This is a genomic window from Spirillospora sp. NPDC052269, assembly GCF_040679435.1.
Classification (GTDB): Bacteria; Actinomycetota; Actinomycetes; order Streptosporangiales; family Streptosporangiaceae; genus Spirillospora.
The window spans coordinates 72,013-97,795 of record NZ_JBFAUU010000027.1 but is presented as its reverse complement, the minus strand read 5'-3'; the positions used below and the strand labels follow the sequence as shown (position 1 = coordinate 97,795).

At 73.5% G+C, this 25,783-nt stretch carries 7 protein-coding genes; 1 reads left to right on the top strand and 6 read right to left on the bottom strand.

Annotation, left to right across the window (positions count from 1 at the left end):
- The first annotated feature begins 372 nt into the window (after positions 1 to 372).
- Entirely contained in the window at positions 373 to 1,440 is a 1,068-nt protein-coding gene (locus tag AB0L06_RS39710; protein ID WP_500236483.1) for a S1 family peptidase, read from the top strand.
- A gap of 97 nt (positions 1,441 to 1,537) precedes the next feature.
- Here the strand turns inward: AB0L06_RS39710 and AB0L06_RS39705 are convergent, their stop codons facing one another.
- The 6 genes from AB0L06_RS39705 to AB0L06_RS39680 are packed head-to-tail and all read right to left on the bottom strand — an operon-like array spanning position 1,538 to position 25,783.
- Positions 1,538 to 2,281 (bottom strand): thioesterase II family protein, encoded by a 744-nt coding sequence (locus tag AB0L06_RS39705; protein WP_500236482.1) that lies wholly within the window; start codon positions 2,279 to 2,281, stop codon positions 1,538 to 1,540.
- Positions 2,278 to 2,925 carry a GNAT family N-acetyltransferase gene (locus AB0L06_RS39700; protein WP_500236481.1) on the bottom strand — a complete coding sequence of 216 codons (648 nt, stop codon included), beginning with the start codon at positions 2,923 to 2,925 and terminating at the stop codon, positions 2,278 to 2,280. Before AB0L06_RS39700 ends, AB0L06_RS39705 begins: the two co-directional genes overlap by 4 nt.
- Positions 2,918 to 3,127: an MbtH family protein gene (locus AB0L06_RS39695; protein WP_500236479.1), complete on the bottom strand. Its 210-nt coding sequence runs from the start codon at positions 3,125 to 3,127 to the stop codon at positions 2,918 to 2,920. Before AB0L06_RS39695 ends, AB0L06_RS39700 begins: the two co-directional genes overlap by 8 nt.
- A complete protein-coding gene (locus AB0L06_RS39690; protein WP_500236478.1) occupies positions 3,124 to 7,095 on the bottom strand; it encodes an amino acid adenylation domain-containing protein in 3,972 nt (1,323 codons plus the stop codon). Before AB0L06_RS39690 ends, AB0L06_RS39695 begins: the two co-directional genes overlap by 4 nt.
- On the bottom strand, positions 7,092 to 14,780 hold the full coding sequence (locus AB0L06_RS39685; RefSeq protein ID WP_500236477.1) for an amino acid adenylation domain-containing protein: 7,689 nt from the start codon (positions 14,778 to 14,780) through the stop codon (positions 7,092 to 7,094). Before AB0L06_RS39685 ends, AB0L06_RS39690 begins: the two co-directional genes overlap by 4 nt.
- Positions 14,777 to 25,783, bottom strand: coding sequence for an amino acid adenylation domain-containing protein (locus AB0L06_RS39680; protein ID WP_500236475.1), 11,007 nt, complete (start codon positions 25,781 to 25,783; stop codon positions 14,777 to 14,779). Before AB0L06_RS39680 ends, AB0L06_RS39685 begins: the two co-directional genes overlap by 4 nt.

Genomic DNA, 25,783 nt, shown 5'->3' with positions numbered 1-25,783 from the left:
CGGGGTTGTCGTCGGTCGACGGCCAAACCCGGGCCGACTCCCTCCTCCGCCCCCGCGATGCACGCACCTGGCCGCCGCTCGCCACGGGCGCCGACCTTGAGACACACCCTAGCTCCGCGCGTTGAGAGTGCGGCGTCCCGGCGGCCGACGGGACGCCGCACTCGTGTCGACTTCGACCGCACTCAGGTCGACTACAAGTGTCAAACCGGCAATCATGCCCGCGTATTCGGGGTTATCCCGGACGGTTTCCGCCAATTCGTCACGTCCGAGATAGGCATGATCGTCCCTATCCGGGCGACCCCCCGGTCACGGATGCTCGGCAGACCTCCGGCACGTCATCCGGACGCGCCCGCATCCCCCTGGAGGCTCCCAGTGCGGACCCCGCACACGCGCACCCGCCGCGCCGCCCTGATCGGCTCGGCCGCCGCGCTCCTCACCGCCGCCCTCTCCGCCCCCGCCGCGCACGCCGCGGCTCCGTCCCCCGCCCCCTCCCCCTCCGACCGGCAGGCCCGGCTCGCCGACTCGCTCGCGCACACGCTCGGCGACCGCAGCGCCGGATCCTACGTCGACTCGTCCGGCAGGCTCGTCGTCACCGTGTCGGACGCGGCGAGCGCGAACGCCGTGCGTGCGGCGGGCGCGCAGCCGCGCACCGTCGCCCGGTCCGGCGCCGCCCTCACCAAGGCCATGGACACGTTGAAGCGGGACGCGAGCGTCCCCGGAACCGCGTGGGCCGCCGACCCGAAGACCGACCAGGTGCTCCTGTCCGTCGACGGCACCGTCTCCGGAGCGAGGCTCGCGAAGGTGAGGAAGGCCGCCGCCAAGCTCGGCGCGGCCGTCCGGACCGAGCGGGTGCCCGGGGCGTTCCGGCTGTTCACGGCCGGCGGCGACGCGATCTACACCGGGAGCTACCGCTGCTCCCTCGGCTTCAACGTCAAGAAGGGCGGCGCGTACTACTTCCTGACCGCCGGGCACTGCACGAACCTCGGCAGCACCTGGTACTCCAACTCGGCGCACACCTCCGTGCTCGGCACGACGGCGGGCAGCACCTTCCCGGGCCATGACTACGGCATCGTGAAGTACTCGTCCACGCCGTCCGACACGACCGGCGTCGTCGACACCTACTCGGGCAGCCAGAACATCACCTCGGCGGGCACCCCGGCCGTCGGGCAGTCCGTGTCCCGCAGCGGCAGCACCACGCACGTCCACTCCGGGACGGTCACCGCACTCAACCAGACCGTGAACTACGCCGAGGGCACCGTGACCGGCATGATCCGGACGACCGTCTGCGCCGAGGGCGGCGACAGCGGCGGCTCGCTCTACTCGGGCACCACCGCGCTGGGCCTGACCTCGGGCGGCAGCGGCAACTGCACCTCGGGCGGGACGACGTTCTTCCAGCCCGTCACCGCCGCGCTGAGCGCGTTCGGCGCGTCCGTCTACTAGACCCCGTTTCCCGCCCCGATCCCTGTCCCCGGTCGGGGCTCCCCGGCCGGACGGTCCCGCCGTCCGGCCGGGGGCTCCCGGGTTCACGGCCGAGGGGTCAGTGGCCGGACGTGGGGACCTCCAGGCGGCTCAGCACCTCGTGGATCACCGCGTCCCGCTGCTCCTGAAGGTAGAAGTGGCCTCCGGGCAGCACCTTCAGCCTGAAGTCCGCGGACGTGGACCCGCGCCACTGTCCGGCCTGCTCGGCGGACACGTCCTTGTCGCCGTCGCCCACGATCGCGGTGACCGGGACGTCCAGCCGGGGCCCGTCGTCCGGCACGTACGACTCCACGAGCGCGAAGTCGTTGCGGATGTACGGCAGGACGAGTTCGCGCAGCTCGGGGTCCTTCAACGCGTCGATGTCCGAGCCGCCGAGATCCGCCAGCTCAGCCACCACGCTGTCGTCGTCCATCGCGGAGTAGCGGCGCCGCTCGCCCCAGTCGTGCGGAGCGCGCGCCCCGGACGCGAAGAAGTGGGCCACCGGCAGTCCGCGCTCCCGCATGAGCCGCGCGGTCTCGTAGGCGACCACCGACCCCATGCTGTGGCCGAAGAGGATCGCCGGACGGTCCGCGTACTGCGCGATGGAGCCGGCGACGAGCCGCGCGAGCCGCCGCGCGTCCGGGACCAGCGCCTCCCTGATCCGGTCGGCGCGTCCGGGGTACTGGACGGCGTGCACCTCGATCGCGGGCCCGACCGCCTCGGCCCAGTCGCGGTAGAACACCGCCGACCCGCCCGCGTGCGGGAAGCAGAACATGCGCAGCGGCGCCCACGGGCGCGCGACGGTGCACCGGAACCAGGTCATGGCACGAACTCCTCGACTTCCTCGGGGACGGGACGGGCCGCGCGGGGGTCGTGCGGAAGGGGCCAGGGGGCGAGGCGCGGGTCGGGGACGCGTTTGGACGCGGTGGACTCGGCGGCGACGGCGAAGCCGCGGCGCCGGTAGTTGCCGATCGCGTTGGGGTGGTCGAGCGTGCTGGTGCGCAGCCAGACGCGGGCGGCGGGCCCGGCGTGGACGGCCCAGAGGCTGCCGCGCTGCCAGGCGCGGCGCGCGCACTGCTCCACGAGGTAGCCGCCGTAGCGGCGGCCGACGAACGCCGGGGTGAGGCCGACGAGGTGGATCTCGGTGTCGCCGCCGGGCTGCGCCTCGATCTCGAAGTATCCGGCCAGGGTGCCCTCGGCCATGGCGATCCAGGTGGACAGCTCGGGGCGGTCCACCCAGCGCGTCCAGTCGGCGTGCGTCCAGCCGAACCGGTCGGTCCAGCAGACGCGCGCGCCGACCGCCGCGTACAGCGCGCGGCTGACGTCCGGGGAGGGCACCCGCGCGAGGCTGAAGGTCATCTCGACGGAGGGGAGCGGCGCGGGACGCAGGGCGGCGGGGTCGCGCATCTCCATCGTCCATTCGGTGACCGCCGGGAGCTCGACCGGATCGGGCACCGGATCAGCCACCCATGGCCTCCACCAGGCCGTTCGGACGCATGTCGGTCCAGTTCGCCTCGACGTACTCGACGCACGCGGCGCGGGAGTCGGCGGCCTTGGCTACCGTCCAGCCTGCCGGGACCTCGGCGAACGACGGCCAGAGCGAGTACTGCCCCTCGTCGTTGCGCAGCACGAGGAACGTGCCCTCGGGGTCGTCGAACGGGTTGGTCATCGGGCGGTCCTTCCGGCTTGGTGGTTTGTCAATCTAGCGTGTTGTTCGTCCAGCTCCGTGGCCAGCACCGGCCCCATCACGGCGACCGGGGCGGGCTCCATCAGGGCGTGGTGCTCGGCGTCCACCGGGTGCTCGGCGACACGGCCGGTCACGACCGCGCCCCAGTGCTCGACGGGCGCGGGCGCGTCCGCCGGACGCCCCCGGAGCGCGGTGAAGTACAGCAGGTCGCCGCGGTAGGCGCCGGGCTCGTAGGTCTCGGCCTGCCGGATGCCCGCCTGGTAGGCGTGGAAAACTCGGACCAGGTCGTCCTCGTCCAGGGTGGCCAGGACGTCGGCGCGGGCGGCGAGCAGCTCCATGATCTTCGGGAGGTCGGGCACGCCGCCCGGGGCGACCGCCTCGGGGTCCATGCCGATCGCGCCGAGCACCTCGGGCAGGACGTCGCGCCCTGCGGAGTCGAGGTCCTGCCCGTGGTAGGAGTCGATCAGCGTGAGCAGGCCGACCTCCTCGCCCTCGGCCTGGAGCCGGCAGGCCATCTCGTAGGCGATCAGGCCGCCGAGCGACCAGCCCGCGAGGTGGTAGGGGCCGTGCGGCCGGACGGTCCGGATCAGCTCGACGTAGTCGGCGGCGAGCTCGGCGACGCCGGCGGCCGGTTCCGCGCCGGTGAACACGCGCGACTGGAGGCCGTAGACGGGCTGGTCGGCGGGCAGGTGCGCCAGGAACTGCATGTACCCCCAGGCCAGGCCGCCCGCCGGGTGGACGAAGAACAGCGGCGGCTTCGTCCCGTCCTCGCGGACCGGCCTGATCGGGAGGAGCGGTTCGAGGCCGAGGTCGGCGTCGGCCTCGGTGCGCCGGACGAGCCGTTCCACGGTCTGGTGCGTGAACAGGTCGCGCGGCGTCAGCTCGACGCCCGCCTGCCGGGCCCGGCTGACCAGCCGGAGCGCGGTGACGCTGTCGCCGCCGAGGTCGAAGAACGACACGTCCGCGCCGACCTCGTCCACACCGAGGACGTCGGCGAACACCGCGCAGAGGGTCTTCTCCTCGGGGGTCTCGGGGGCGCGTCCGGCGGCGGCCTGGGCGAGGTCCGGGACGGGCAGCGCGCGCCGGTCGAGCTTGCCGGTCGGGCCGAGCGGCAGGGCGTCGAGCGCGACGATCACGGACGGCACCATGTACTCGGGCAGCCTCGCGGCGACCTCCGTCCGCAGGGCCGTCGTGTCGGGGGCCGTTCCGGTCGCGGGGACGACGTAGGCGACCAGCCGTTTCGCGCCGGCGTCTTGGTGGACGAGGACGGCCGCGTGCGCGACGCCGTCCAGCGAGGTCAGCGCGGCCTCGATCTCGCCCAGCTCGATCCGGAAGCCGCGGATCTTCACCTGGAAGTCGACGCGGTCGACGTACTCGAGGACGCCGTCCTCGCGCCGCCGCATCAGGTCCCCGGTGCGGTACATGCGGGCGCCGGGCGGGCCGAACGGGTCGGCGACCCAGCGCTCGGCGGTCAGCGCGGGCCGATGCAGGTAGCCGCGTCCGACGCCGGAACCGGCGATGTACGCCTCGCCGGTGACGCCGGACGGGACGGGACGCAGCGCCTCGTCCAGCACGTACAGCCGCATGCCGCCCATCGGACGGCCCAGGACGGGCGTGGTCTCGGCCGGGTCCGCGAGGGCCGTCCGCATGTCGGCGTGGGTGGCGTAGGTGGTGCTCTCGGTCGGGCCGTAGACGTGGCCGAGGCGGGTGTCCGGGCAGGCGGCGAGGACCTTCCGCATGGCGGCGACCGAGCCGGACTCGCCGCCGGTCAGCACCTCGCTTAGCCCGGCGAACGCCTCGGGACGCTCCTCAGCGACCAGGTTGAACAGGGCGGTCGTGATGAAGAGGCCGGTGACGTCGCCTTCCTTGACGAGGCGTTCGACCTCGGCGGCGTCGAGGCGTCCGGGCGGGGCGATCACGGAGGCGCCGCCCGCGAGCAGCGGAACCCACAGCTCGTAGGTGGACGCGTCGAACGCGTGCGGCGAGTGGACGAGCACGCGGTCGTGCGCGCCGCTCCGCATCGCCGGGTCGGTGGCCAGGTCCACGACGTTCTGGTGGGTGAGCATCGCGCCCTTGGGCAGCCCGGTCGAGCCGGACGTGAACATCACGTAGGCGAGCTGCTCGGGGTGGACGGTCACGTCCGGGTCGGTGTCCGGGCTCGCGGCGAGGTCGTCGTCCTGGTCGATGACGATGATCTCGGCGGCGATGCCCGCATCGGCGACGCGGTGGCGCATGGCCCGGTCGACCAGGAGGACGGGCGCGTCGACCTCCTCGACCGCCCACCGGACGCGTTCCTGCGGGTAGCTGTGGTGGATCGGCGCGTACGCGCCGCCCGCCTTGAGGATGCCGAGGGTCGCGACGACGACGTCCGCCGACCGTTCGAGGAGCATCGCCACGCGTGTCTCGCGCTCGACTCCACGCGCGCGCAGGAGGTGGGCGAGTCGGTTGGCGCGTTTGTTCAGCTCGCCATAGGTGATGCTGCCGTCGGGCGTGCGGAGGGCTTCCCTGTGGGGTTCGGCCTCGGCGAGTGCGGTGAAGCGCGCGGTGATCGTCTCGGGGACGCGTCCGACGGTCTCGCCCTGGCAGCCTTCGGTGAGCCGCCGGCGTTCGTCGTCGGACAGCACGTCGACGCGGGCCAGCGGGACATCCGGCTCGTGCGCGATCGCGTGGAGGACGCGCTCCAGCCGATCCATGATCCGCTCGGCCTGGCCGGTGGTGAACAGGTCGGTGCGGTGGTCGAGCCGCAGCGACAGCCGCTCCCCCGGGACGGCCGCGAGGGCGAGGGGGTAGTGCGACGCGTCGTAGCCGCCGACGCCGTGCAGCGTCAGCCCGCCGAGCTCGGCTCCGGCGGCCTCCGGATCGAACGGGTAGTTCTCCAGGACGGTCATCGTGTCGAAGAGCGTGCCGATCCCGGACAGCCGCTGGATGTCGGTCAGGCCGAGGTGGTGGTGCGGAAGCAGGTCGGCCTGCCGTCCCTGGAGGCTCGTCAGCGCCTGCGCGACCGTGTCCCGCGGGCTCGCCTTCACGCGGACGGGCAGCGTGTTGATGAACAGGCCGATCATCTGCTCCACGCCCGGCAGTTCGGGCGGACGGCCCGACACCGTCGCGCCGAACGTCACGTCGCCGCGTCCGGTGAGCCGTCCGAGCAGGACGCCCCACGCGAGCTGGAGGACGGTGTTGAGCGTGACGTTGTGCGTGCGGGCCCGGTCGGCGAGGGCCCGCGTCAGCCCGGGGTCCAGTTCGCGGCGGACGCGGCCGGGTTCGGCGTCGGCGGGCGGCTCGGGCGCGCCCGGCGCGACGAGCGTCGGCTCGTCGATGCCGGACAAAGCGTCGCGCCAGGCCGTCTCGGCGGCCTCGCGGTCCTGCTTCGCAAGCCAGGCCAGGTGGTTCTTGTACGGGGTGACGCGCGGCAGGCCGCTGTCGTCGCCCCTGGTCAGGTACAGCGTGAACAGCTCGGTCTGCAGGATCGGGGTGGACCAGCCGTCCAGCAGGATGTGGTGGTTGGTGAAGATCAGGCGGTGCCGGTCGTCCGCCATCCGGACGAGGACGAACCGGAGCAGCGGCGGCTTGGCCAGGTCGAACGGCCGCGCGCGCTCGCGGTCCGCGAGGCGCGCCGCCTCGCCCTCGGCGTCCGGGTGGGCGGTGAGGTCGATCTCCTCCCACGGCGTCCGCACCTCGCGGACGATCACCTGGACCGGCGTGCCCTCCTTGCGCTGCCGGAACGCCGCCCGCAGGTTCGCGTGCCGCCGCAGCAGCGCCGCGGCGGCGGCCTTCAGCGCTCCGGCGTCCAGGGCTCCGCGCAGTTCGACCACGGCCTGCGCGGTGTAGACGTCGGCGGACGCGTCGGCGTAGCGGGCGTGGAAGAACAGGCCCTGTTGCAGCGGCGACAGGGGCCAGACGTCCTGGAGCTGCGACGGCTTCTTCGCATCGGTTCGGGGGGCGGGGGTCAATCGAGCTCCCAGTCGGAGACGTCGTCGAATTCGGCGGCCAGCTCGTCGAGCTCGTCCTGGTCGATCTCGACGAGGGACAGGTCGGACGGGGTGAACCCGCCGCCCGCCTCCTCGGTCACGTGGACGACCAGGCCGCGCAGCGCGGCGGTCCAGCGGCCCGCCAGGTCGCGGACGCGGTCCTCCTCGAACAGGCCGCCCGCGTAGGTCCAGGTCGCGGACAGGACCGGCCCGGACGGCAGGTCGCGGGTGTGCGCGTTGACCTCGATCGCGTGGACGAGGCCGAGCGCGTCGTCCTGGCCTCCGGCGAGCGCGGCGTTGTCGTCCGGCCCCGCGGGCGACCAGTCGACGTCGCCGTCCTCGGCCGCGGCCGTGCGTCCGAGGTAGTTGAAGGCGATCTGCGGGGTTCGACGGCTTTCGCCCGAGTCGAGGAGGCCATGGCCGATGCCGTTGTCCGGGATGCGGCGCAGCTGCTCCTTGACCTTCTTCAGGGCGGTCCCCGCCGCCTCGCCGCCGCTCTCGATCTCGCTCCGGGCGACGTCGCCGGCCTCGCCCGCGTCGAGCGCGACGGGGAAGATCGAGGTGAACCAGCCGACCGTCCGGGACAGGTCGACGCCCGGCACGACCTCCTCGCGGCCGTGTCCTTCGAGGTCGACGAGGACGGCCGTGCCCGCGTCGTCGCGCCAGCCCGCGACGGCGACGGCGAGCGCGGTGAGCAGCACGTCGTTCGCGCGGGCGTGGAACGCGGCGGGCACGTCGGTGAGCAGCGGCCCGGTCACGTCCGCGGGCAGCTCGACGGTGAGGTGCCGGGCCGTGCCGAACGTGTCGGTGGCCGGGTCGAGCGCGCGGGACGCCAGCGCCGGGTCCGGCGTGTCCTCGATCTCACGCCAGAGGGACGCCTCGGCGGTGCGCTCGGGGTTCGCGGCCTCGGCGGTGAGCTTCTGCGCCCAGCGCCGGAACGACGTCGGGACGGGTTCGAGGTCGGCTCCCGCCCAGGCCGCGACCAGGTCGGGCAGGACGATGCGCCAGGACACGCCGTCCACGACCAGGTGGTGCGCCGTGACGAGGAGGCGTCCGCGCCGGTCGGGACCGGCGTCGAACCAGACCACTTGAACCATGGCGCCGTCCGCGGGCGCCAGCCTGCGGCGCGCGTTCAGGGACTCCTCGTGCAGGACGTCCTTGAACGCGGCGTCGTCCAGCCCTTCGACGTCCACGCGGCGGACGAGCTGCGACGCGTCCGGCACGCCGGGCTCGGGCACCTCGAAGCGGCCGTCGGCCGTGGCGCGGAGGCGGAGCATGTCGTGGTGGTCCAGGACGCGCCGGAGGGCGTCCGTCAGCCGGTCGACGCCGAGGCCGGGCGGGGTGACGAGGAGCATCCGCTGGCTGTAGTCGCCGGTCGGGCCGTCCAGCCCGCCGAACCAGCGCATGATCGGCGTGGGCGGGACGGGCCCGAGCGCCGCGCCGGGCGCTTCGGCCTCGACGCGCTCGCCCTCGCCGACCGGCTGCGCGACGGCGGCCAGCTCCGCGACGGTCTGGTGTTGGAAGACGTCGCGCGGGGAGATCACGAGCCCTTGCTGGCGGGCGCGGGAGACGAGCTGGATCGCGATGATCGAGTCTCCGCCGAGGTCGAAGAACCCGTCGTCGATCCCGGCCTTCTCCAGGCCGAGGACCTCGGCATAGAGCCCGGTCAGGGTCTCTTCCTCGGGTGTCCGGGGCGCGCGGGAGTCGGCCTTGGCCTGGAAGTCGGGCGCGGGGAGCGCCTTGCGGTCGAGCTTGCCGTTGGAGGTCAGCGGGAGCGCGTCGAGCGTGACGACGGTCGCCGGGACCATGTACGGCGGAAGCGTCGCACTCACGAATCGCCGCAGGTCAGAGGCGTCCAGCTCGGTGCCAGGCGTGGCCGGGACGGCGTAGGCGATCAGCTTCTCGTCCCGGAGGACGACGGCCGCGTCCGCGACGGTCCCGTGCCGGACGAGGGCGCTCTCGACCTCGCCCAACTCGATCCGGAACCCGCGAAGCTGGACCTGCTGGTCGGCGCGGCCGACGTATTCGAGCGTGGCGTCCTTGCGCCAGCGTCCCAGGTCACCCGTGCGGTACATGCGTCCGCCGGGCACGCCGGACGTCCCGTACAGGTCGGCCACGAACCGCTCCGCGGTGAGGCCCGGCCGGTTGAGGTAGCCGCGGGCGAGTCCGGCACCGGCGACGTACAGCTCACCGACCACGCCCGGCGGGACGGGCTGGAGTCGCTCGTCCAGCACATAAACACGCAGGTCAGGGATGCCGACGCCGATGAGGTTGCCGTAGGCGTTGGCGGCGCGGACGCGATCGAGCGCGATGTACGAGACGTGGACGGTCGTCTCGGTGATCCCGTACATGTTGACCAGCGTCGGCGCGTCCTCGGCGTGCCTGCTGTACCAGTCGTCCAAGCGGCCGAGTTCGAGAGCTTCGCCACCGAACACGACGTACCGCAAGGCCAGGTCAGTGCCCGGGTTCTCCTTGTCAGCGGCCATGAGCTGGTAGAACGCCGACGGCGTCTGGTTCAGGACCGTGACCTTCTCCGCCGCCAGCAACTTCAGGAACTCATCCGGCGAACGCGAGGTCAGGTAGGGGACGACAACGAGGCGGCCGCCGTTCAGCAGCGGCCCCCACAGCTCCCACACCGAGAAGTCGAACGCATACGAATGGAACAGCGTCCAGACGTCGTCTGGTCCGAAGGAGAACCAGTCCTGGGTCGCGTGAAGCAGGCTCACAACGTTCTGGTGCGGGATGACGACGCCCTTGGGACGACCGGTCGACCCGGACGTGTAGATCACGTACGCGGGGTTGTCGGGCGAGATCTCGACGCCGAGGTTCTCGGACGAGTAGTCGCCGTCCACGTCGATGCTGGTCAGGGTCAGGATCGGTGCGGCGTCCCAGACCATGTAGGCGGTGCGGTCGGCCGGGTAGTCCGGGTCGATCGGAACGTAGGCGGCGCCCGTCTTCAGTACCGCCAGGACGGCGATCACCATGTCGGCCGAGCGCGGCAGCTCCAGCGCGACGAAGGTCTCCGGGCCCGCTCCTTGCGCGACCAGGTGCCGGGCGAGGCGGTTCGCGGCCGCGTTGACCTCGGTGTACGTCCACGAACGGCCCTCGAACGACACGGCCGCCGCGAACGGATTGATCGCGACCTGCGCCTCGAACAGCGCCGGGATCGTCGTCCGCTCCGCGCACATGCGCCCCGAACAGCACACCCACGGGGTCAGCAGGGCGTCGCGCTCGGAGTCGGCGAGGATGTCCGGGGAGGAGATCGGCTCGTCCGGGGCGTCCGCGACCGCCCGGAGGAACCGCTCGAAGCGGGCGGCGAGACCGGCGGCGGTGTCCGGGTCGAACAGGTCGAGGGCGTACTCCAGCCCGGCCGAGATCCCGGCCGGGGATCCGGAGTCGTCGGCGAGTTCCTGCAGGTAGAGGGAGAGGTCGTACTTGGCGGTGCCGAGCGGGAGGTCCACCGGGCCGCCGGTGAGGCCGTCGAGTTCGAGGGTCGCCTCGGGGTTGTTCTGGAAGGACAGCGCGACCTGGAACAGTGGGTGCCGGGCCATGGAACGCGCCGGGTTCAGCACTTCCACCAGGCGCTCGAACGGGACGTCCTGGTTCGCGTACGCGGCGAGGTCCGCCTCACGCACGCGCGCGATGAGCTCGCGGAAGGACGGGTTGCCGGACGTGTCGGTGCGCAGCACGAGCATGTTGACGAACATGCCGACGAGGTCGTCCAGGGCCTCGTCCGTACGGCCTGCGATCGGAGAGCCGATCGGGACGTCCGTGCCGGCGCCGAGCCTGGTCAGCAGCGCGGCGAACGCGGCCTGCATGACCATGAACAGGCTCGCGCCGGATTCGCGGGCGAGTCCGAGCAGCGCGCCATGCATGGCCGCGTCCAGCTCGAACGTGAACGTGCCACCCCGGTAAGACGACTCAGCCGGACGCGGACGGTCAGTGGGAAGTACCAACTCTTCCGGAAGCCCGTCCAGCGCGGCCTTCCAGAAGGAGACCTGCGAGGCGGCCAGCGAAGACGCGTCGTCCTCGGAGCCGAGGAGCGACCGCTGCCAGAGCGTGTAGTCCGCGTACTGCACGGGCAGCGGAGCCCACAACGGCGCGTCCCCGGAAACCCGCGCCACATACGCGGTCAGGACATCGCGCGCGAGCGGAGCCATCGACCAGCCGTCACCCGCGATGTGGTGCATGACCAGCAGAACCACGTGCTCGTCAGCGGAAAGCCGGAACAGGGCGGCGCGCAGCGGCGGCTCGGCCGACAGGTCGAAACCCTGCCCGACGACGGACGCGAGGGCGAGCGGCAGGGCGTCCGCGCTGGTCTCGGTGACGGAGAGCCGGGGGCGGGCGGCGGACGGGTCCAGGACGAGCTGGCGGGGGGTGCCCGCGATGTCCGGGAAGATCGTCCGCAGCGCCTCGTGCCGGGTCACGACGTCGGCCAGCGCCGCCTCCAGCGCGGACGCGTCGAGCGGGCCGTTCAGCCGGAGCGCGACCGGCATGTTGAACGTCGCGGACGGCCCGTCGAACCGGTTGAGGAACCAGAGCCGCTGCTGCCCGTGCGACAGCGGCAGCACCTCGGGCCGCGGTCCGGCGACCAGCGCCGGACGGGTGACACCGGCCGCCGAGGCGAGCCGCGCCGACAGCCCGGCGACGGTCGGGGCCTCGAACAGCGTCCGGACGGGCAGCTCCACGCCCAGCGCCGTCCGGATCCGGCTGACCAGGCGCGTCGCGGTGAGCGAGTCGCCGCCGAGGTCGAAGAACCCGTCGTCCACGCCGACCCGAGCGACGCCGAGGACCTCGGCGAACAGCCCGCACAGGATCTCCTCCTGAGGCGAGCGCGGCGCGCGTCCAGCGCCGGGGGCCGAGGCGTCGGGCTCGGGCAGGGCGCGCTTGTCGACCTTGCCGTTGACGGTCAGCGGCAGCGCGGGAAGGACGGTCAGGGACGGGACCATGTAGTCCGGCAGGTGCGCGGCGACGTGGCGGCGGAGCGCCGCGGCATCGACGGTCGCGGGCACGACGTACGCGGCCAGGCGCTTGTCACCCGAGGCGTCCTCGCGGACGGCCACGACGGCCTGCCCGACGCCCGCGAACCGGGACAGCACGTTCTCGATCTCGCCGAGTTCCACGCGGAAGCCGCGGATCTTCACCTGGTCGTCGGCGCGGCCGAGGAACGCAAGGGTGCCGTCCGGGTTCCAGCGCGCGAGGTCGCCCGTCCGGTACATGCGTGAGCCCGGCTCGTCCGCGAAGGGGTCGGCGACGAACCGCGCGGTGGTGAGGGCGGGGCGTCCGAGGTAGCCGCGCGCGACCTGGACGCCCGCCAGGTACAGCTCACCGGGGACGCCGACCGGGGTGGGCTGGAGCGCGGTGTCGAGCACGTAGGCGCGGGCGCCGGGGTGCGGGCCGCCGACGGTGGGCCGGGGCGCGTCCGCGACGACCACGCTCATGGTGTCGATCGTCGCCTCGGTCGGGCCGTAGAAGTTCCGGACGGTCACGCCGTCCAGCGCGCGCAGGTCGTCCCACAGCGCGTCGCCGATCGCCTCGCCGCCGATGAGCAGCTGCGACGGCCGGTGCCCGTCCCCGCTGAGCAGCCCGACCTCTCGGAGCGACTGGAAGTGCGACGGGGTCGTGTTGACCAGGTCGATCCGCTGGGACGCGATGTAGGCCGCGAACGCCTCCACGTCGCGCCGGACGTCGTCGCCGATCAGGTGCAGCTCGTGGCCGTGGATCATCCACAGCAGGCCCATCCACGAGGTGTCGAACGAGAAGGACGCGAGGTGCGCGAACCGCAGCCGCCGCCCGGCTCCCGCCTCGGCCTCTGTGGGCTCGAAGAACCGGACGCGGTGCGCGTCGTAGTAGTTCAGCAGGCCCGCGTGCGGGACGACCACGCCCTTGGGCCGTCCCGTCGACCCGGACGTGTAGATGACGTACGCCGCGTTCTCCGGGGACACCGTCCGGACCGGATCGGTCGAGGGCCCGTCCGTGGTGAACGCCTCGTGCGCGCGCGTGAGGGTGAGGGCCGGGGTCGCGTCGTCGAGCATGGACGCGATGCGGTCGTCCGGGTATTCGGGATCGACCGGGACGTAGGCGGCGCCCGCCTTCAGGACGCCGAGGATCGCGACGACGATCTCGGGCGTCCGGGGCAGGACGAGCGCGACGCGGTCCTCCGGGCCGATGCCGCGTGCGGCCAGCTCGTGCGCGAGGCGGTTCGCGCGGCCGTTCAGCTCCGCGTAGGTCAGGGTCTCGTCGCCGCTGACCAGCGCGATCGCATCCGGAGTGCGGGCCGCCCGGGCCTCGAAGAGGTCGACGACCGTGCCCGGACGCGGCGTCACGGCCGTGTCGTTCCAGGCGGCGAAGCGGGCCAGCTCGTCGTCTCCGGCGGGGGTGAGCGCGCCGATCGGACGGTCCGGGTCGTCCGCGAACTGCTCCAGGACGCGCCGGACGCGTCCGAGCAGCGCCTCCGCGACGTCCCGCGTGTAGACGTCGGGGCGGTGGTTCAGCCGCAGCTCCATGCGCTCCGGCCCGGGGGCCGCGACGAACGACAGCGGGAAGTGCGTCGCGTCGTAGGCGTCCGCGCCGGTGATCCGGACGCCGTTCAGCGAGCCGTCCATGCTCGCCGGGTCGAACGGGTAGTTCTCCAGCACCGTCATGGTGTCGAAGAGCGCGCCGCCGTGCCCGGCCGCCCGCTGGATGTCGGTGAGGCCGAGGTGGTGGTGCGGGAGCAGCTCGGTCTGCTCCTCCTGAAGCCGCTCGACGAGGGTGCCGAACGGCTCGTCCTGGCGGAACCGGACGCGGACGGGCAGCGTGTTGATGAACAGGCCGATCATCTGCTCGACGCCCGGCAGGTCCGCCGGACGGCCGGAGACGGTCGCGCCGAACACCACGTCGTCGCGCCCGAGCATCCGGCCGAGGACGATGCCCCACGCGGCCTGCAGGACGGTGTTGAGCGTGGCGTTGTGGCGGCGCGCGACACGCGTCAGCTTCCGCGTGAAGCGCTCCTCCAGCTCGGTGACCGCGCGGCCGGGCGGGACGGGCCGGAGCCCGGCGGCCTCGGGCGCGACGAGGCACGGCTCGTCCAGGCCGGACAGCGCCTTCTGCCAGGCGACCTCGGCGGCGCCGCGGTCCTGTCGCGCGAGCCAGGCCAGGTAGTTCTTGTACGGGGTGACGCGCGGGAGGCCGCTGTCGTCGCCGCCCTGCACGTACAGCAGGAACAGCTCGGTCGCGAGGACGGGCGTGGACCAGCCGTCCAGCAGGATGTGGTGGTTCGTCAAGATCAGCCGGTGCCGTTCCGGGCCACGCCGCACCAGGACGAACCGGAGCAGAGGCGGCTCGGTCAGCGCGAACGGCCGCGTCCGCTCGCGGGCGACGACCGCGTCCGCCTCGGCGTCGTCCGCCGCGTCCACGTCCTCCCACGGCAGGTCGGCCGAGCGCGGGATCACCTGGACGGGCTTGGACAGGTCCTCGTGCCAGAACGCGGCGCGCAGGTTCGCGTGGCGGCGCAGCAGCGCCTCCGCGGAACGGCGCAGCGCGGCGGCGTCGAGCGGGCCGTCCAGGTCCAGGACGAGCTGCGCCGTGTACACGTCGGCCGCGGCGTCGTCGAAGACGGCGTGGAAGAAGAACCCCTGCTGCAGCGGCGACAGCGGCAGGATGTCCTCGAGATCCCCCCGGTTCACTCTCTGTTCCTCCACGCGTCCTGCAGCTTGTCGATCTCGCTCTGGTCCAGGTCCACCAGCAGGTCGGACGTGGTGAACCCGCCCGCCTCGCCGGACGCCGCGTGGGCGACCAGGCCGCGCAGCGCCGCGAACCACGCCGTGGCGAGGCCGCGGACGTCGTCCTCGGCGAGCAGGCCGTCCGGGAACGACCACACGGCGGTCAGCTCCGGCCCGGACGGCAGGTCGCGGGTCACCGCGTTGACCTCCAGGACGTGCGCCATGGGCATGCGCGGGTCCTCCCCGGCGGGCAGCTCCTCGGGCGCGATCTCCCAGTCGCCGTCGCCGCCCGCGCCGACCCGGCCCAGGTAGTTGAAGGCGATCTGCGCGGCCGGGATCTCGGCGAGCTCGCCCCGCGCGTCCGGGTCGCCGCAGTGGCGCAGCAGGCCGTAGCCGAGTCCGCCGCCACCGGGGACCGCGCGGAGCTGCTCCTTCACCTTCTTCAACGCCGTCCCGACGGCCGGCCCGCCGCTCTCGACCTCGGCCCAGTCGGTGGCGCCCGGGTCGAGCCGGACGGGGTGGATCGCGGTGAACCAGCCGGCCGTCCTGGACAGGTCGACGCCCGGCACGACGTCCTCGCGGCCGTGTCCTTCGAGGTCGACGAGCACGCCACCGGCCGTGCGGCCGCCGCGTCCCCTGCGCCAGTGCGCCACGGCGAGGGCGAGCCCGGTCAGCAGGACGTCGTTCACGCGGCCGTGGTAGGCGGCCGGGACGTCGCTGAGCAGCGGCCCGGTCACCTCGGCGGGCAGCGTCAGCCGGACCGAGGCGGCGCGCGCGGCGATGTCGACGCGCGGGTCGAGCGGACGGCCCGCGAGGTCCTGCCTGGGACCGTCCGCGATGTCGAGCCAGTCGTCCAGGTCGCCGGTCACGGTCTTGTCGGACGCGGCGTCCGTCAGCTTCTGCGCCCAGCGCCGGAAGGACGTCGGGACGGGTTCGAGGTCGGCTCCCGCCCAGGCCGCGACCAGGTCGGGCAGGACGATGCGCCAGGTCACGCCGTCCACGACCAGGTGGTGCAGGACGACCAGGAGACGTCCGCGCTCCTCACCCGCGTCCAGCCAGACGATCCGCGCGACCTCGCCGCGCGTCGGGTCGAGCGCGGCGCGGGCCGCGGTCACCTGGTCGGTGACGACCTGCCGGAGCTTGTCGGCGTCCAGGCCCGCGACGTCCACGCGGGACACCAGGCCGTCCGCCGTGACGCTCCCGGCGTCCCGGACGACCGGACGCCACTCGCCGCCGTCCACGTCGAGCGTGAGGCGCAGCATGTCGTGGTGGTCCAGGACCTTCTGGAACGCGCCGGTGAGGCCGTCGAGATCGAGGCCGGGTGGCGTGATCAGCAGCGTGGCCTGGTGGAAGCCGGAGATCAGCGCGGCGTCGCCGCCGACGCGCTCGCGCAGCCATCCGACGATCGGCGTCACCGGGACCGGCCCGGTGCCCGTGCCCGGCTCCTCGATCTCGACGCGCTCGTCCTCGCCGACCGGCTGCGCGACGGCCGCCAGCTCCGCGACGGTCTGGTGTTGGAAGACGTCGCGCGGAGAGACGGCGAGGCCCTGCTGGCGGGCGCGGGAGACGAGTTGGATCGCGATGATCGAGTCTCCGCCGAGATCGAAGAACCCGTCGTCGATACCGACGTGTTCCAGACCGAGGACCTCCGCATACAGCCCGGTCAGGGTCTCTTCCTCGGGTGTCCGGGGTGCGCGGGAATCCGCCTCGGCCCGGAAGTCGGGGTCTGGCAGCGCCTTGCGGTCGAGTTTCCCGTTGACGGTCAGCGGGAGCGCGTCCAGCGTGACGACGGTCGCCGGGACCATGTATGGCGGAAGCGTCACATTCACGAATCGCCGCAGGTCAGAGGCATCCAGCTCGGTGCCAGGCGTGGCCGGGACGGCGTAGGCGATCAGCTTCTCGTCGCGGAGAACGACCGCCGTGTCGGCCACGGTCTCGTGCCGGACGAGAGCGCTCTCGACCTCGCCCAGCTCGATCCGGAACCCGCGAAGTTGAACCTGCTGGTCGCCGCGACCGAGGTATTCGAGGCTTCCGTCGCGCAGCCGGCGGCCGAGGTCGCCCGTCCGGTACATGCGCCCGCCCGGCTCACCTCCGAACGGGTCGGCCACGAACCGCTCGGCGGTCAGGCCGGGCCGGTTCAGGTACCCGCGAGCGAGTCCGGCGCCCGCGACGTACAGCTCACCGACGACACCGGCCGGGACGGGCTGGAGCCGCTCGTCCAGCACATAGACGCGCAGGTCGGGGATGCCGACGCCAATCAGGCTGCCCGGCGCGGACGCCGCATGGGCCCGGTCGAGCGCGATGTAGGAGACGTGGACGGTCGTCTCGGTGATCCCGTACATGTTGACCAGCGTCGGAGCGTCCTCGGCATGACGGCCGTACCAGTCGTCCAGACGACCCAGCTCGAGAGCCTCGCCACCGAAGATGACGTACCGCAGGGCCAGGTCGGTGCCCGGATTCTCCTTGTCGGCGGCCATGAGCTGGTAGAACGCCGACGGCGTCTGGTTCAGGACCGTGACCTTCTCCGCCGCGAGCAGCTTCAAGAACTCATCCGGCGAACGCGAGGTCAGGAACGGAACCACGACGAGACGGCCGCCGTTCAGCAGCGGCCCCCACAACTCCCACACCGAGAAGTCGAACGCGTAGGAGTGGAACAGAGTCCAGACGTCGTCCGGCCCGAAGGAGAACCACTCCTCGGTGCCACGGAGCAAACGGACGACGTTCTGGTGCGGGACGACGACGCCCTTCGGCTGCCCCGTCGACCCGGACGTGTAGATCACGTACGCGGGGTTGTCGGGCGAGATCTCGACGCCGAGGTTCTCGGACGAGTAGTCGCCGTCCACATCGATGTCGGTCAAGGTCAGGGCGGGTGCCGCGTCCTCGGTCACATAGGCGATCCGGTCGGCCGGGTAGTCCGGATCGATCGGGACGTACGCCGCGCCCGTCTTCAGCACGGCCAGGACGGCGATCACCATGTCGGCCGAGCGCGGCAGTTCCAGCGCGACGAAGGTCTCCGGGCCCGCACCCTGCGTGACCAGGTGCCGGGCGAGCCGGTTCGCGGCCGCGTTGACCTCGGCATACGTCCACGAGCGGCCCTCGAAGCTCAGCGCCACGGCCGACGGACGCGCCGCGACCTGCGCCTCGAACAGCGCCGGGATCGTCGTCCGCTCGGTGACCGAAAGCGTGCCGCCCGCCCAGTCGTCCAGGATCGTGCGGCGCTCGGCCTCGTCGAGGACGTCGACCTCGCCGACGCGGGCGTCCGGCGAGGCGAGCAGGGTCGTGAGGAAGCGTTCGAAGCGGGCGGCGAGACCGGCGGCGGTCGCCGGGTCGTAGAGGTCGAGCGCGAACTCCAGCTCGCCGTCCAGACCGGCCGGGGAGCCGTCCGCGCCGGTCTTCTCGGTCAGGACCATGAGCAGGTCGAACCGGGCGACCCCGGCGTTCAGGGGCTCGGGTTCGGCGCTGAAGCCGGGCAGTTCCAGCCGCGCCTCGGGGTTGTTCTGGAAGGTCAGGCCGACCTGGAACAGCGGGTGGCGGCCCAGGTGGCGCGGCGGGTTCAGCACCTCCACGAGCCGCTCGAACGGGACGTCCTGGTTCGCGTACGCGGCGAGGTCGGTCTCGCGGACGCGTCCGACCAGCTCGCGGAACGTCGGGTTCCCGGACGTGTCCGTCCGGAAGACGAGCATGTTGACGAACATGCCGACCAGATCGTCCAGGGCCTCGTCCGTGCGGCCCGCGATCGGGGAGCCGATCGGGACGTCCGTCCCGGCGCCGAGCCTGGTCAGCAGCGCGGCGAACGCGGCCTGCGCGACCATGAACGGGCTCGCGCCGGTCTCGCGGGCCACTGCGAGCAGGGCCTCGTGCGTGGCGGGCGGGAGCGTGAAGCGGGTCGTCCCGCCTCGGTAGGACGCCTCCGCCGGACGCGGACGGTCGGCAGGAAGCGCCAGCTCCTCGGGGAGCCCGTCCAGCGCGGCCTTCCAGTAGGAGATCTGTGAAGCGATCAGCGACGTCGCGTCGTCCTCGGAGCCGAGAAGCTCCTGCGTCCAGAGGGTGTAGTCCGCGTAGTGCACCGGCAGCGGAGCCCACGAGGGCACCTCCCCGGAAACCCGCGCCACATAGGCGGTCAGGACGTCCCGCGCGAGCGGAGCCATCGACCAGCCGTCACCCGCGACGTGGTGCATCAGCAGGAGCATCACGTGCTCGTCGGCGGAAAGCCGGAACAGGGAGGCCCGCAGCGGCTGCTCGGCGGAGATGTCGAAGGCGTGCCCGGCGGCCATGGCCAGCCGCATCGGCAGCTCGGCCTCGCTCGTCTCGACGACCGTCAGCTCTGGCACCGCGTCCTCCGGAGGAAGAACGTGCTGGTACGGGACGCCGTCGACGTCCGGCAGGACGGTCCGGAGCGACTCGTGCCGGGCGACGACGTCGCAGAGCGCGGCGCGCAGCGCGGACTCGTCCAGCACGCCGCGGATCCGCAGCGCGACCGGCAGGTTGTAGGTCGCGGACGGCCCCTCGAACCGGTTGAGGAACCACAACCGCTGCTGCCCGTGGGAAAGCGGCACGACCGCGGGCCGCTCCCGGAGGGCCAGGGCGGGACGGGCGGCCTCGACACCGGCCAGGGCGGCGATCCGCGCGGCGAGCGCCGCGACGGTCGGGGCCTCGAACAGCGCCCGGACGGGCAGCTCGACGTCCAGCGCGCGCCGGACCCGGCTGACGACGCGCATCGCGACCAGCGAGTCGCCGCCGAGGCCGAAGAAGTCGTCGTCGATCCCGGCGCGGTCCACGCCGAGCAGCTCGGCGAAGATCGCGGCGACGGCGGCCTCGCGGTCGTCGCGCGGCGCGCGGTACTCGCGCAGCGGGACGGTCAGCACCGGCTTGGGCAGCGCCTTGGTGTCGACCTTGCCGTTCGGGGTGAGCGGCAGCTCGTCCATGACCACGACGGCGGCCGGCACCATCGCCTCGGGCAGGTGCTCGCGGACGTGCGCGCGCAGCTCCTCCGGGTCGAGGGTCGCGCCGGGCGCGGCCACGACGTACGCGACGAGCTTCTTCACGGGCGCGACGGCCGAGCGGGCCGCGGCGGCGAGCGTCGCGGACGGTCCCTGCGCGGCGAGCGCGGCGAACGTCCCGCGCAGCGCGTCCGCGTCGTCGCCGGACAGGTCGAGCGTCCCGACCGGCGCGTCCGGCGTCTCGGCCAGCGCCCGGACGAGCCCGACGAGCTGCGCCACGAGCCGGTCGGCGAGGGAGCGGTCGAACACGTCCGTCCGGTAGCCGAGCCGGAGCTGGAGTTCGGCGCCCGGGACGGCGTCGAGCGTCAGCGGGTAGTGCGTCGAGTCGAGCAGGTCGGCGCCCGCGAGCCGCGTCCCCGCGCCGATCTCGGCCCCGAGCAGGGACGCGTCGAGCGGGTAGTTCTCGAACACCGTCATGGTGTCGAAGAGCGCGGGCACCCCGGCGAGTCTGTGCAGGTCACCGAGGCGGTGGTGGTGGAACGGGATCAGCTCGGCCTGCTCGCCCTGAAGGCGCGCGAGCAGCCCGGCGGCCGGTTCGGCGGCGTCCAGCCGGACCCGGACGGGCAGCGTGTTGATGAACAGCCCGACCATCCGCTCGACGCCGGGCAGGTCCATGGGACGGCCCGACACCGTCGCGCCGAACACCACGTCGTCGCGTCCGAGCAGGCGGGCGAGCAGCAGGCCCCAGGCGGCCTGCACGACGGTGTTGGCGGTCACGCCGAGGCGACGCGCCGTCGCGCCCACGGCGTCGGACAGCTCGGCGCCGAGCGGGACGCGGATCTTCTCCGGCAGCCCTGGAGGCACGTCCGGCGTTCCGGGCGCGACCAGCGTCCCGCCGGGCAGGTCGGCGAGGGCCCTGCCCCAGGCGGCGTCGGCGTCGGCGCGGCCCTGCCGGGTGAGCCAGCCCAGGTAGTCCTTGTAGTCGGGGGCACGCGGCGGAACCTGGCCGTTGTGGAGGGCGAGCAGCTCGGCGGCCAGGGACGGCATTGACCAGCCGTCCAGGACGATGTGGTGGAAGGTGAGCAGCAGCCGGTACCGGCGCTCACCCACCCTGACCAGCGCGAACCGCAGGAACGGCGGTCGGGTGAGGTCGAACCGGCGGGTCCGCTCGGCGGCCATGAGGCCGGGCAGCGCGTCCTCGTCCGCGAGGACCTCGCGCCACAGCTCGTCGCACGGCGGCGCCCCGAGGACGGCCTGGACCGGCTCCCCGGCCACCGTCTGCGTGAACGCCGTGCGCAGCGAGGGGTGCCGCGCGACCAGCTCGAACGCGGCGTCCCGCAGGGCCGCGACGTCCACGTCGCCGTCGAAGTCGAGGACGAGCTGACCGGTGTAGACGTCGGTCGCGGACGCGTCGAGCAGCGCGTGGAAGTACAGGCCCTGCTGGAGCGGCGCGAGCGGCCAGACGTCGGTGAGGTCCGGGAACGTCCGGTCGAGGTCGGCGACGTCGGCGCGGTCCACGACGACCAGCGGGAAGTCGGACGGGGTGTGCCCGGCGTCCCCGGCGGCGGCCAGGTCGCGGAGCGCGGTGAACCAGGCCCCGGCGAGTTCGCACACGTCGGCCTCGCCGAGCACGCCGTCCGCCCAGGTCCAGGTCACCGACATCGCGCCGAAGGCGGCGGGGACGATGGCGTCGATGGCGAGGGCGTGGCCGAGCGGCGTCGCGTCGTCCGCGCCGCCGGAGACCGCCGACACGCTCCAGTCGCCGTCGCCGGTCTCCATCCGCCCGAGGTAGTTGAAGACGATCTCCGGGACGGGCAGCGCGGCGAGTTCGGCGCCTGCGTCGGCGTCGAGGTGGCGGAGCAGGCCGAAGCCGATGCCGTTGTCCGGGATCGCGCGCAGCCGCTCCTTGGTCTCGCGCAGGTCGGCGGACGCGTCGAGCCGCACCGGGTACTTGCTGGTGAACCAGCCGACCGTGCGGGACAGGTCGACGCCGGGGAACAGGTCCTCGCGGCCGTGCCCCTCCAGGTCGACCAGGACCGGGGAGGCGTCGCCGCGCCAGGCGGCGACGGCGCGGGCGAGGCCGGTGAGCAGCACGTCGGTCGGGCGGCCGTGGATCGCGGCGGGCACGGTCGTCAGCACGGCGCGCGTGGTCGCCGCGTCCAGCTCCACGGTCAGGGAGCGGGCGGTGCCGTGCGTGTCGCGGGCGGGGTCGAGCGGGCGGACGCCGAGCGGGACGTCCGGGCCGCCGAGGATGCCGCGCCACAGCGGCAGCTCGCCGGTGCGGGCGGCGGCCTCGGCGGGGAGGCGGCGCGCCCAGTCGCGGAACGGCGTCCCGGCGGGTTCGAGGTCGGCTCCCGCCCAGGCCGCGACCAGGTCGGGCAGCAGGACGCGCCAGGACACGCCGTCCACGACCAGGTGGTGGACGACGACGAGGAGGCGGCCCGGGGCGTCCCCGGCGTCCAGCCAGACGAGCTGCACGTTCACGCCGGACGCCGGGTCGAGCCGGTCGCGGGCGGCGGTCAGCTCGGCGGCGGCGATCTCGTCGGCGTCGCGGCCCTCGGCGTCCACACGGCGGACGAGGGCGGCGGCGTCCGGCGCCTCGGCCGGGATCTCCAGCGACCCGTCCGCGCCGAGCGTCAGCCGCAGCGCGTCGTGCTCGGCGAGCAGGACGCCGAGCGCCCGTGCGAGCTCGTCCACGCCGAGCCGGGGCGGGGTCCGCAGCAGGATGCTCTGGTGGAACCCGGAGACCGGGCCGCCCAGCTCCCGCAGCCAGTGCACGATCGGCGTCGCCGGAACGTCGCCGACCGGGTCGGCGAACTCCACACCGGACGTGTCGGCGACGGTCGCGACGAGGGCCAGTTCGCTCACGGTCGGCCGCTGGAACACGTCGCGCGGGGTGAACGCGAGCCCGGCGGCGCGGGCCCGCGACACCAGCCGCATCGCGATGATCGAGTCGCCGCCGAGGTCGAAGAACCCGTCGTCCAGGCCGACCCGGTCCACCTCCAGGACCTCGGCGAACAGCGCGGCGAGCATGGTCTCGGCCTCGGTGCGCGGCGCCCGGAACGGGCGGTCGGCCGTGGCCGGGTCGGGCGCGGGCAGCGCGCGCACGTCGAGCTTGCCGCTGCCGGTGAGCGGCAGCGTCGGCACCACCAGGACGGCGGACGGCACCATGTACTCGGGCAGCACGTCCAGCAGGGACCGGCGAAGCTCGGCCGGGTCGGGCCCGGCCCCCTCCCCGGCCTCGGGCACGGCGACGACGTAGCCGACGAGGCGCTTGACGCCGGGCTTGTCCTCACGGGCGACGACGGCGGCGTGCGCGACGTCCGGGTGCCGCGAGAGCGCGGCCTCGACCTCGCCCAGCTCGATCCGGAACCCGCGGATCTTCACCTGCTGGTCGGCGCGGTCCACGTACTCCAGCGTGTGGCCCTGGCCGCGCGCCTCCGCGTCCGGGCCTCCCGCCGGACGGAGCCGGACCAGGTCGCCGGTGCGGTACATGCGCTCGCCGGGCGGCCCGAACGGGCACGGGACGAACGCGGCGGCGGTCAGTCCGGGCCGGTTCAGGTAGCCGCGCGCGACACCCGCCCCCGCCAGGTACAGCTCGCCGGGCACCCCGACCGGGACGGGACGCAGCGCCCGGTCCAGCACGTACACGCGGGTGTCGTCGAGCGCCGAGCCGATCGGGACGGTCAGGTCGTCGGCCGTGACACCGCCGCGCGCCGAGTACAGCGTCGTGTAGGTCGTGACCTCGGTCGGGCCGTAGGCGTTGAGGACGGCCGTGTCCGGGCAGGCGTCGAGGACGCGCGCGACCGCGGCCGCCGACCCGGCCTCGCCGCCGAACTCGACGACGCGCAGCGGCGCGAACACGGCCGGACGCTCGGCCGCGACCAGGTTGAACAGGGACGTCGTCGCGAACGCGTGGGTGAGGCCCGCGTCGTTGACCGCCCGCTCCAGGACCTCGGCGTCGACCATGCCGGGCGGGGCGACGACGACGGTCGCGCCCGCGAGCAGCGGCCGCCAGATCTCCAGCGTGGACGCATCGAAGGCGTGGGCCGAGTGCAGCAGCATCCGGTCGCCGGGCTCGAGCCGGACGCGGGAGTCGGTGACGAAGTCGACCACGGCCCGGTGGCTGATCCCGACGCCCTTGGGCAGGCCGGTGGAACCGGACGTGAAGATCCCGTACGCGAGCTGCTCCGGGTGGACGGACGCGAACGCGGCGGACGGGACGTCCGCGGCCGACTCGTCCGGGGCCGCCTCGTCCGGAACCGGTTCGTCCACGACGAGGAGCGCGACCCCGCCCTGCGGCGCGTCCGCGAGCCAGGGGTTGCGCTCCAGCATCGCGCGGTCGGTGACCAGCACGGACGCGCCGACGTCGCACATCAGCCACGCCACCCGGTCCGCCGGGTAGGAGTGGTGGACGGGCACGTAGTGGCCCCCGGCCTTGAGGATCGCCAGGGACGACACGACGATGTCGGGCGACCGCTCCAGCAGCGTCGCGACCGGCGTCTCGGGGCCGACGCCCAGCGCGGCGAGCCGGTGCGCGAGCCGGCCCGTGCGGGCGTCGAGCTCGGCATAGGTGAGGCGGAGCGCGCCGTCCGAGGTCTCCAGCGCGGGCGCGTCCGGCGTCGCGGCGGCCTGCCTGGCGAACACCTCGGTGACGGTCGCGGCGGGACGCCCGGACTCGGCGCCGTTCCAGCCGGTCAGGACGTCGGCGCGCTCGTCGTCCGACAGCAGCGGCAGGTCGCCGACCTTGGTCGAGGGGTCGGCGGCGGCCAGCGTCCGCAGGAACCGGACGTGCCGCTCGTGGTGCGCGGCGATCTCCTCGGCGGAGTACAGCGCGGGGTGGCCGTCCAGGTCGACGCGGGTGCCGCGGCCGTCCAGCCCGTCGTAGATGTTGAACGCCAGGTCCTCGGTGAGGCCGAGCGCGAGGGCGTGCGCGGTCGCGCGGCTGCCTCCGAAGTCCGCGCTGTAGTCGAACGGCATGATGTTGACGATCGCGCCGTACAGCCGCCGCCCGTCGGCGAGCAGCCCCAGGTCGCGGCGCAGGTCCTCGACGCGGTAGCGCTGGTGCCGCAGCGCGCGGGCGGTCGCCCGGGACACCGTCCGGGTCAGCGCCTCGATGGTCATGCCGGGGTCGACGGTGACCCGCAGCGGGACGATGTTGGACATCATCGTCGGGGTCTCACGGGCCAGCTCGGTGGTGCGGCCGGTGACGGCGAGGCCGAGCACGACCTCCTCGTCGCCGGTGACGCGCGCCATGTAGGCGGCGGTCGCGGCGATCGCCATGCCGGGCGTGGCGGTGCGCAGCCGGCGCGCGGAGACGGCCAGCCCGGCGCTCTCGGCGGCGGCCATCGTGGTCGAGGAGCGCACGAAGTCCATGGTCGGCGGCACGGTCCGCGTGGCGAACGTGACGACCTCGGGGAGGTCGGCGAACCGCTCGGTCCAGTAGGCGCGGTCCTTCGCGAACCGCTCGGAGGAGCGGTAGGCGGCCTCCTCGGCGAGCAGCGCCCGGAAGTCGCCGTGCTCCTGCGGCTCGTACTCGCCGCCCGCGGCGAGCCGGGTGTAGAGCTCGGCCACGCCCGCGTTGAACATCGCTCCGGCGAAACCGTCCAGCACGATGTGGTGCGCGCGCAGGTACCAGCGGTGCAGTTCGGGGCCGAGGCGCAGGACCCGCAGCGTGTAGAGGCGGTCGCCGTACAGGTCCATGGGGGTGGCCATGTCGGCGCGGATCCAGACGTCGGCGGCGCCCTGCGGATCGGGTTCGGCCGAGAAGTCGAGCAGGGGGATGTGCGCGTCCGGGACGGCGCCGAGACCCTGGAAGGGCACCCCGTCGCGCTCGACGATCCGGATCTGGAGGCTCGGCACCTCGTGGTTGGCGATCGTCGCGATGCGGTCGAACAGCTCCGGCCGGAGCGGCCCCTCGATCTCGATGTACTGCGCGATGCAGATCGGCACCTCGGGATAGAGCTGCTGGGCGTACCAGACGCTCTGCTGGGCGGCCGAAAGAGGGACGAACTCGGAGGGCGACAT

Bases quoted from the DNA above. Each gene is read 5' to 3' on its own strand.
- AB0L06_RS39680 (WP_500236475.1), bottom strand. From the start codon at position 25,783: ATGTCGCCCTCCGAGTTCGTCCCTCTTTCGGCCGCCCAGCAGAGCGTC.
- AB0L06_RS39705 (WP_500236482.1), bottom strand. From the start codon at position 2,281: ATGACCTGGTTCCGGTGCACCGTCGCGCGCCCGTGGGCGCCGCTGCGC.
- AB0L06_RS39695 (WP_500236479.1), bottom strand. From the start codon at position 3,127: ATGACCAACCCGTTCGACGACCCCGAGGGCACGTTCCTCGTGCTGCGC.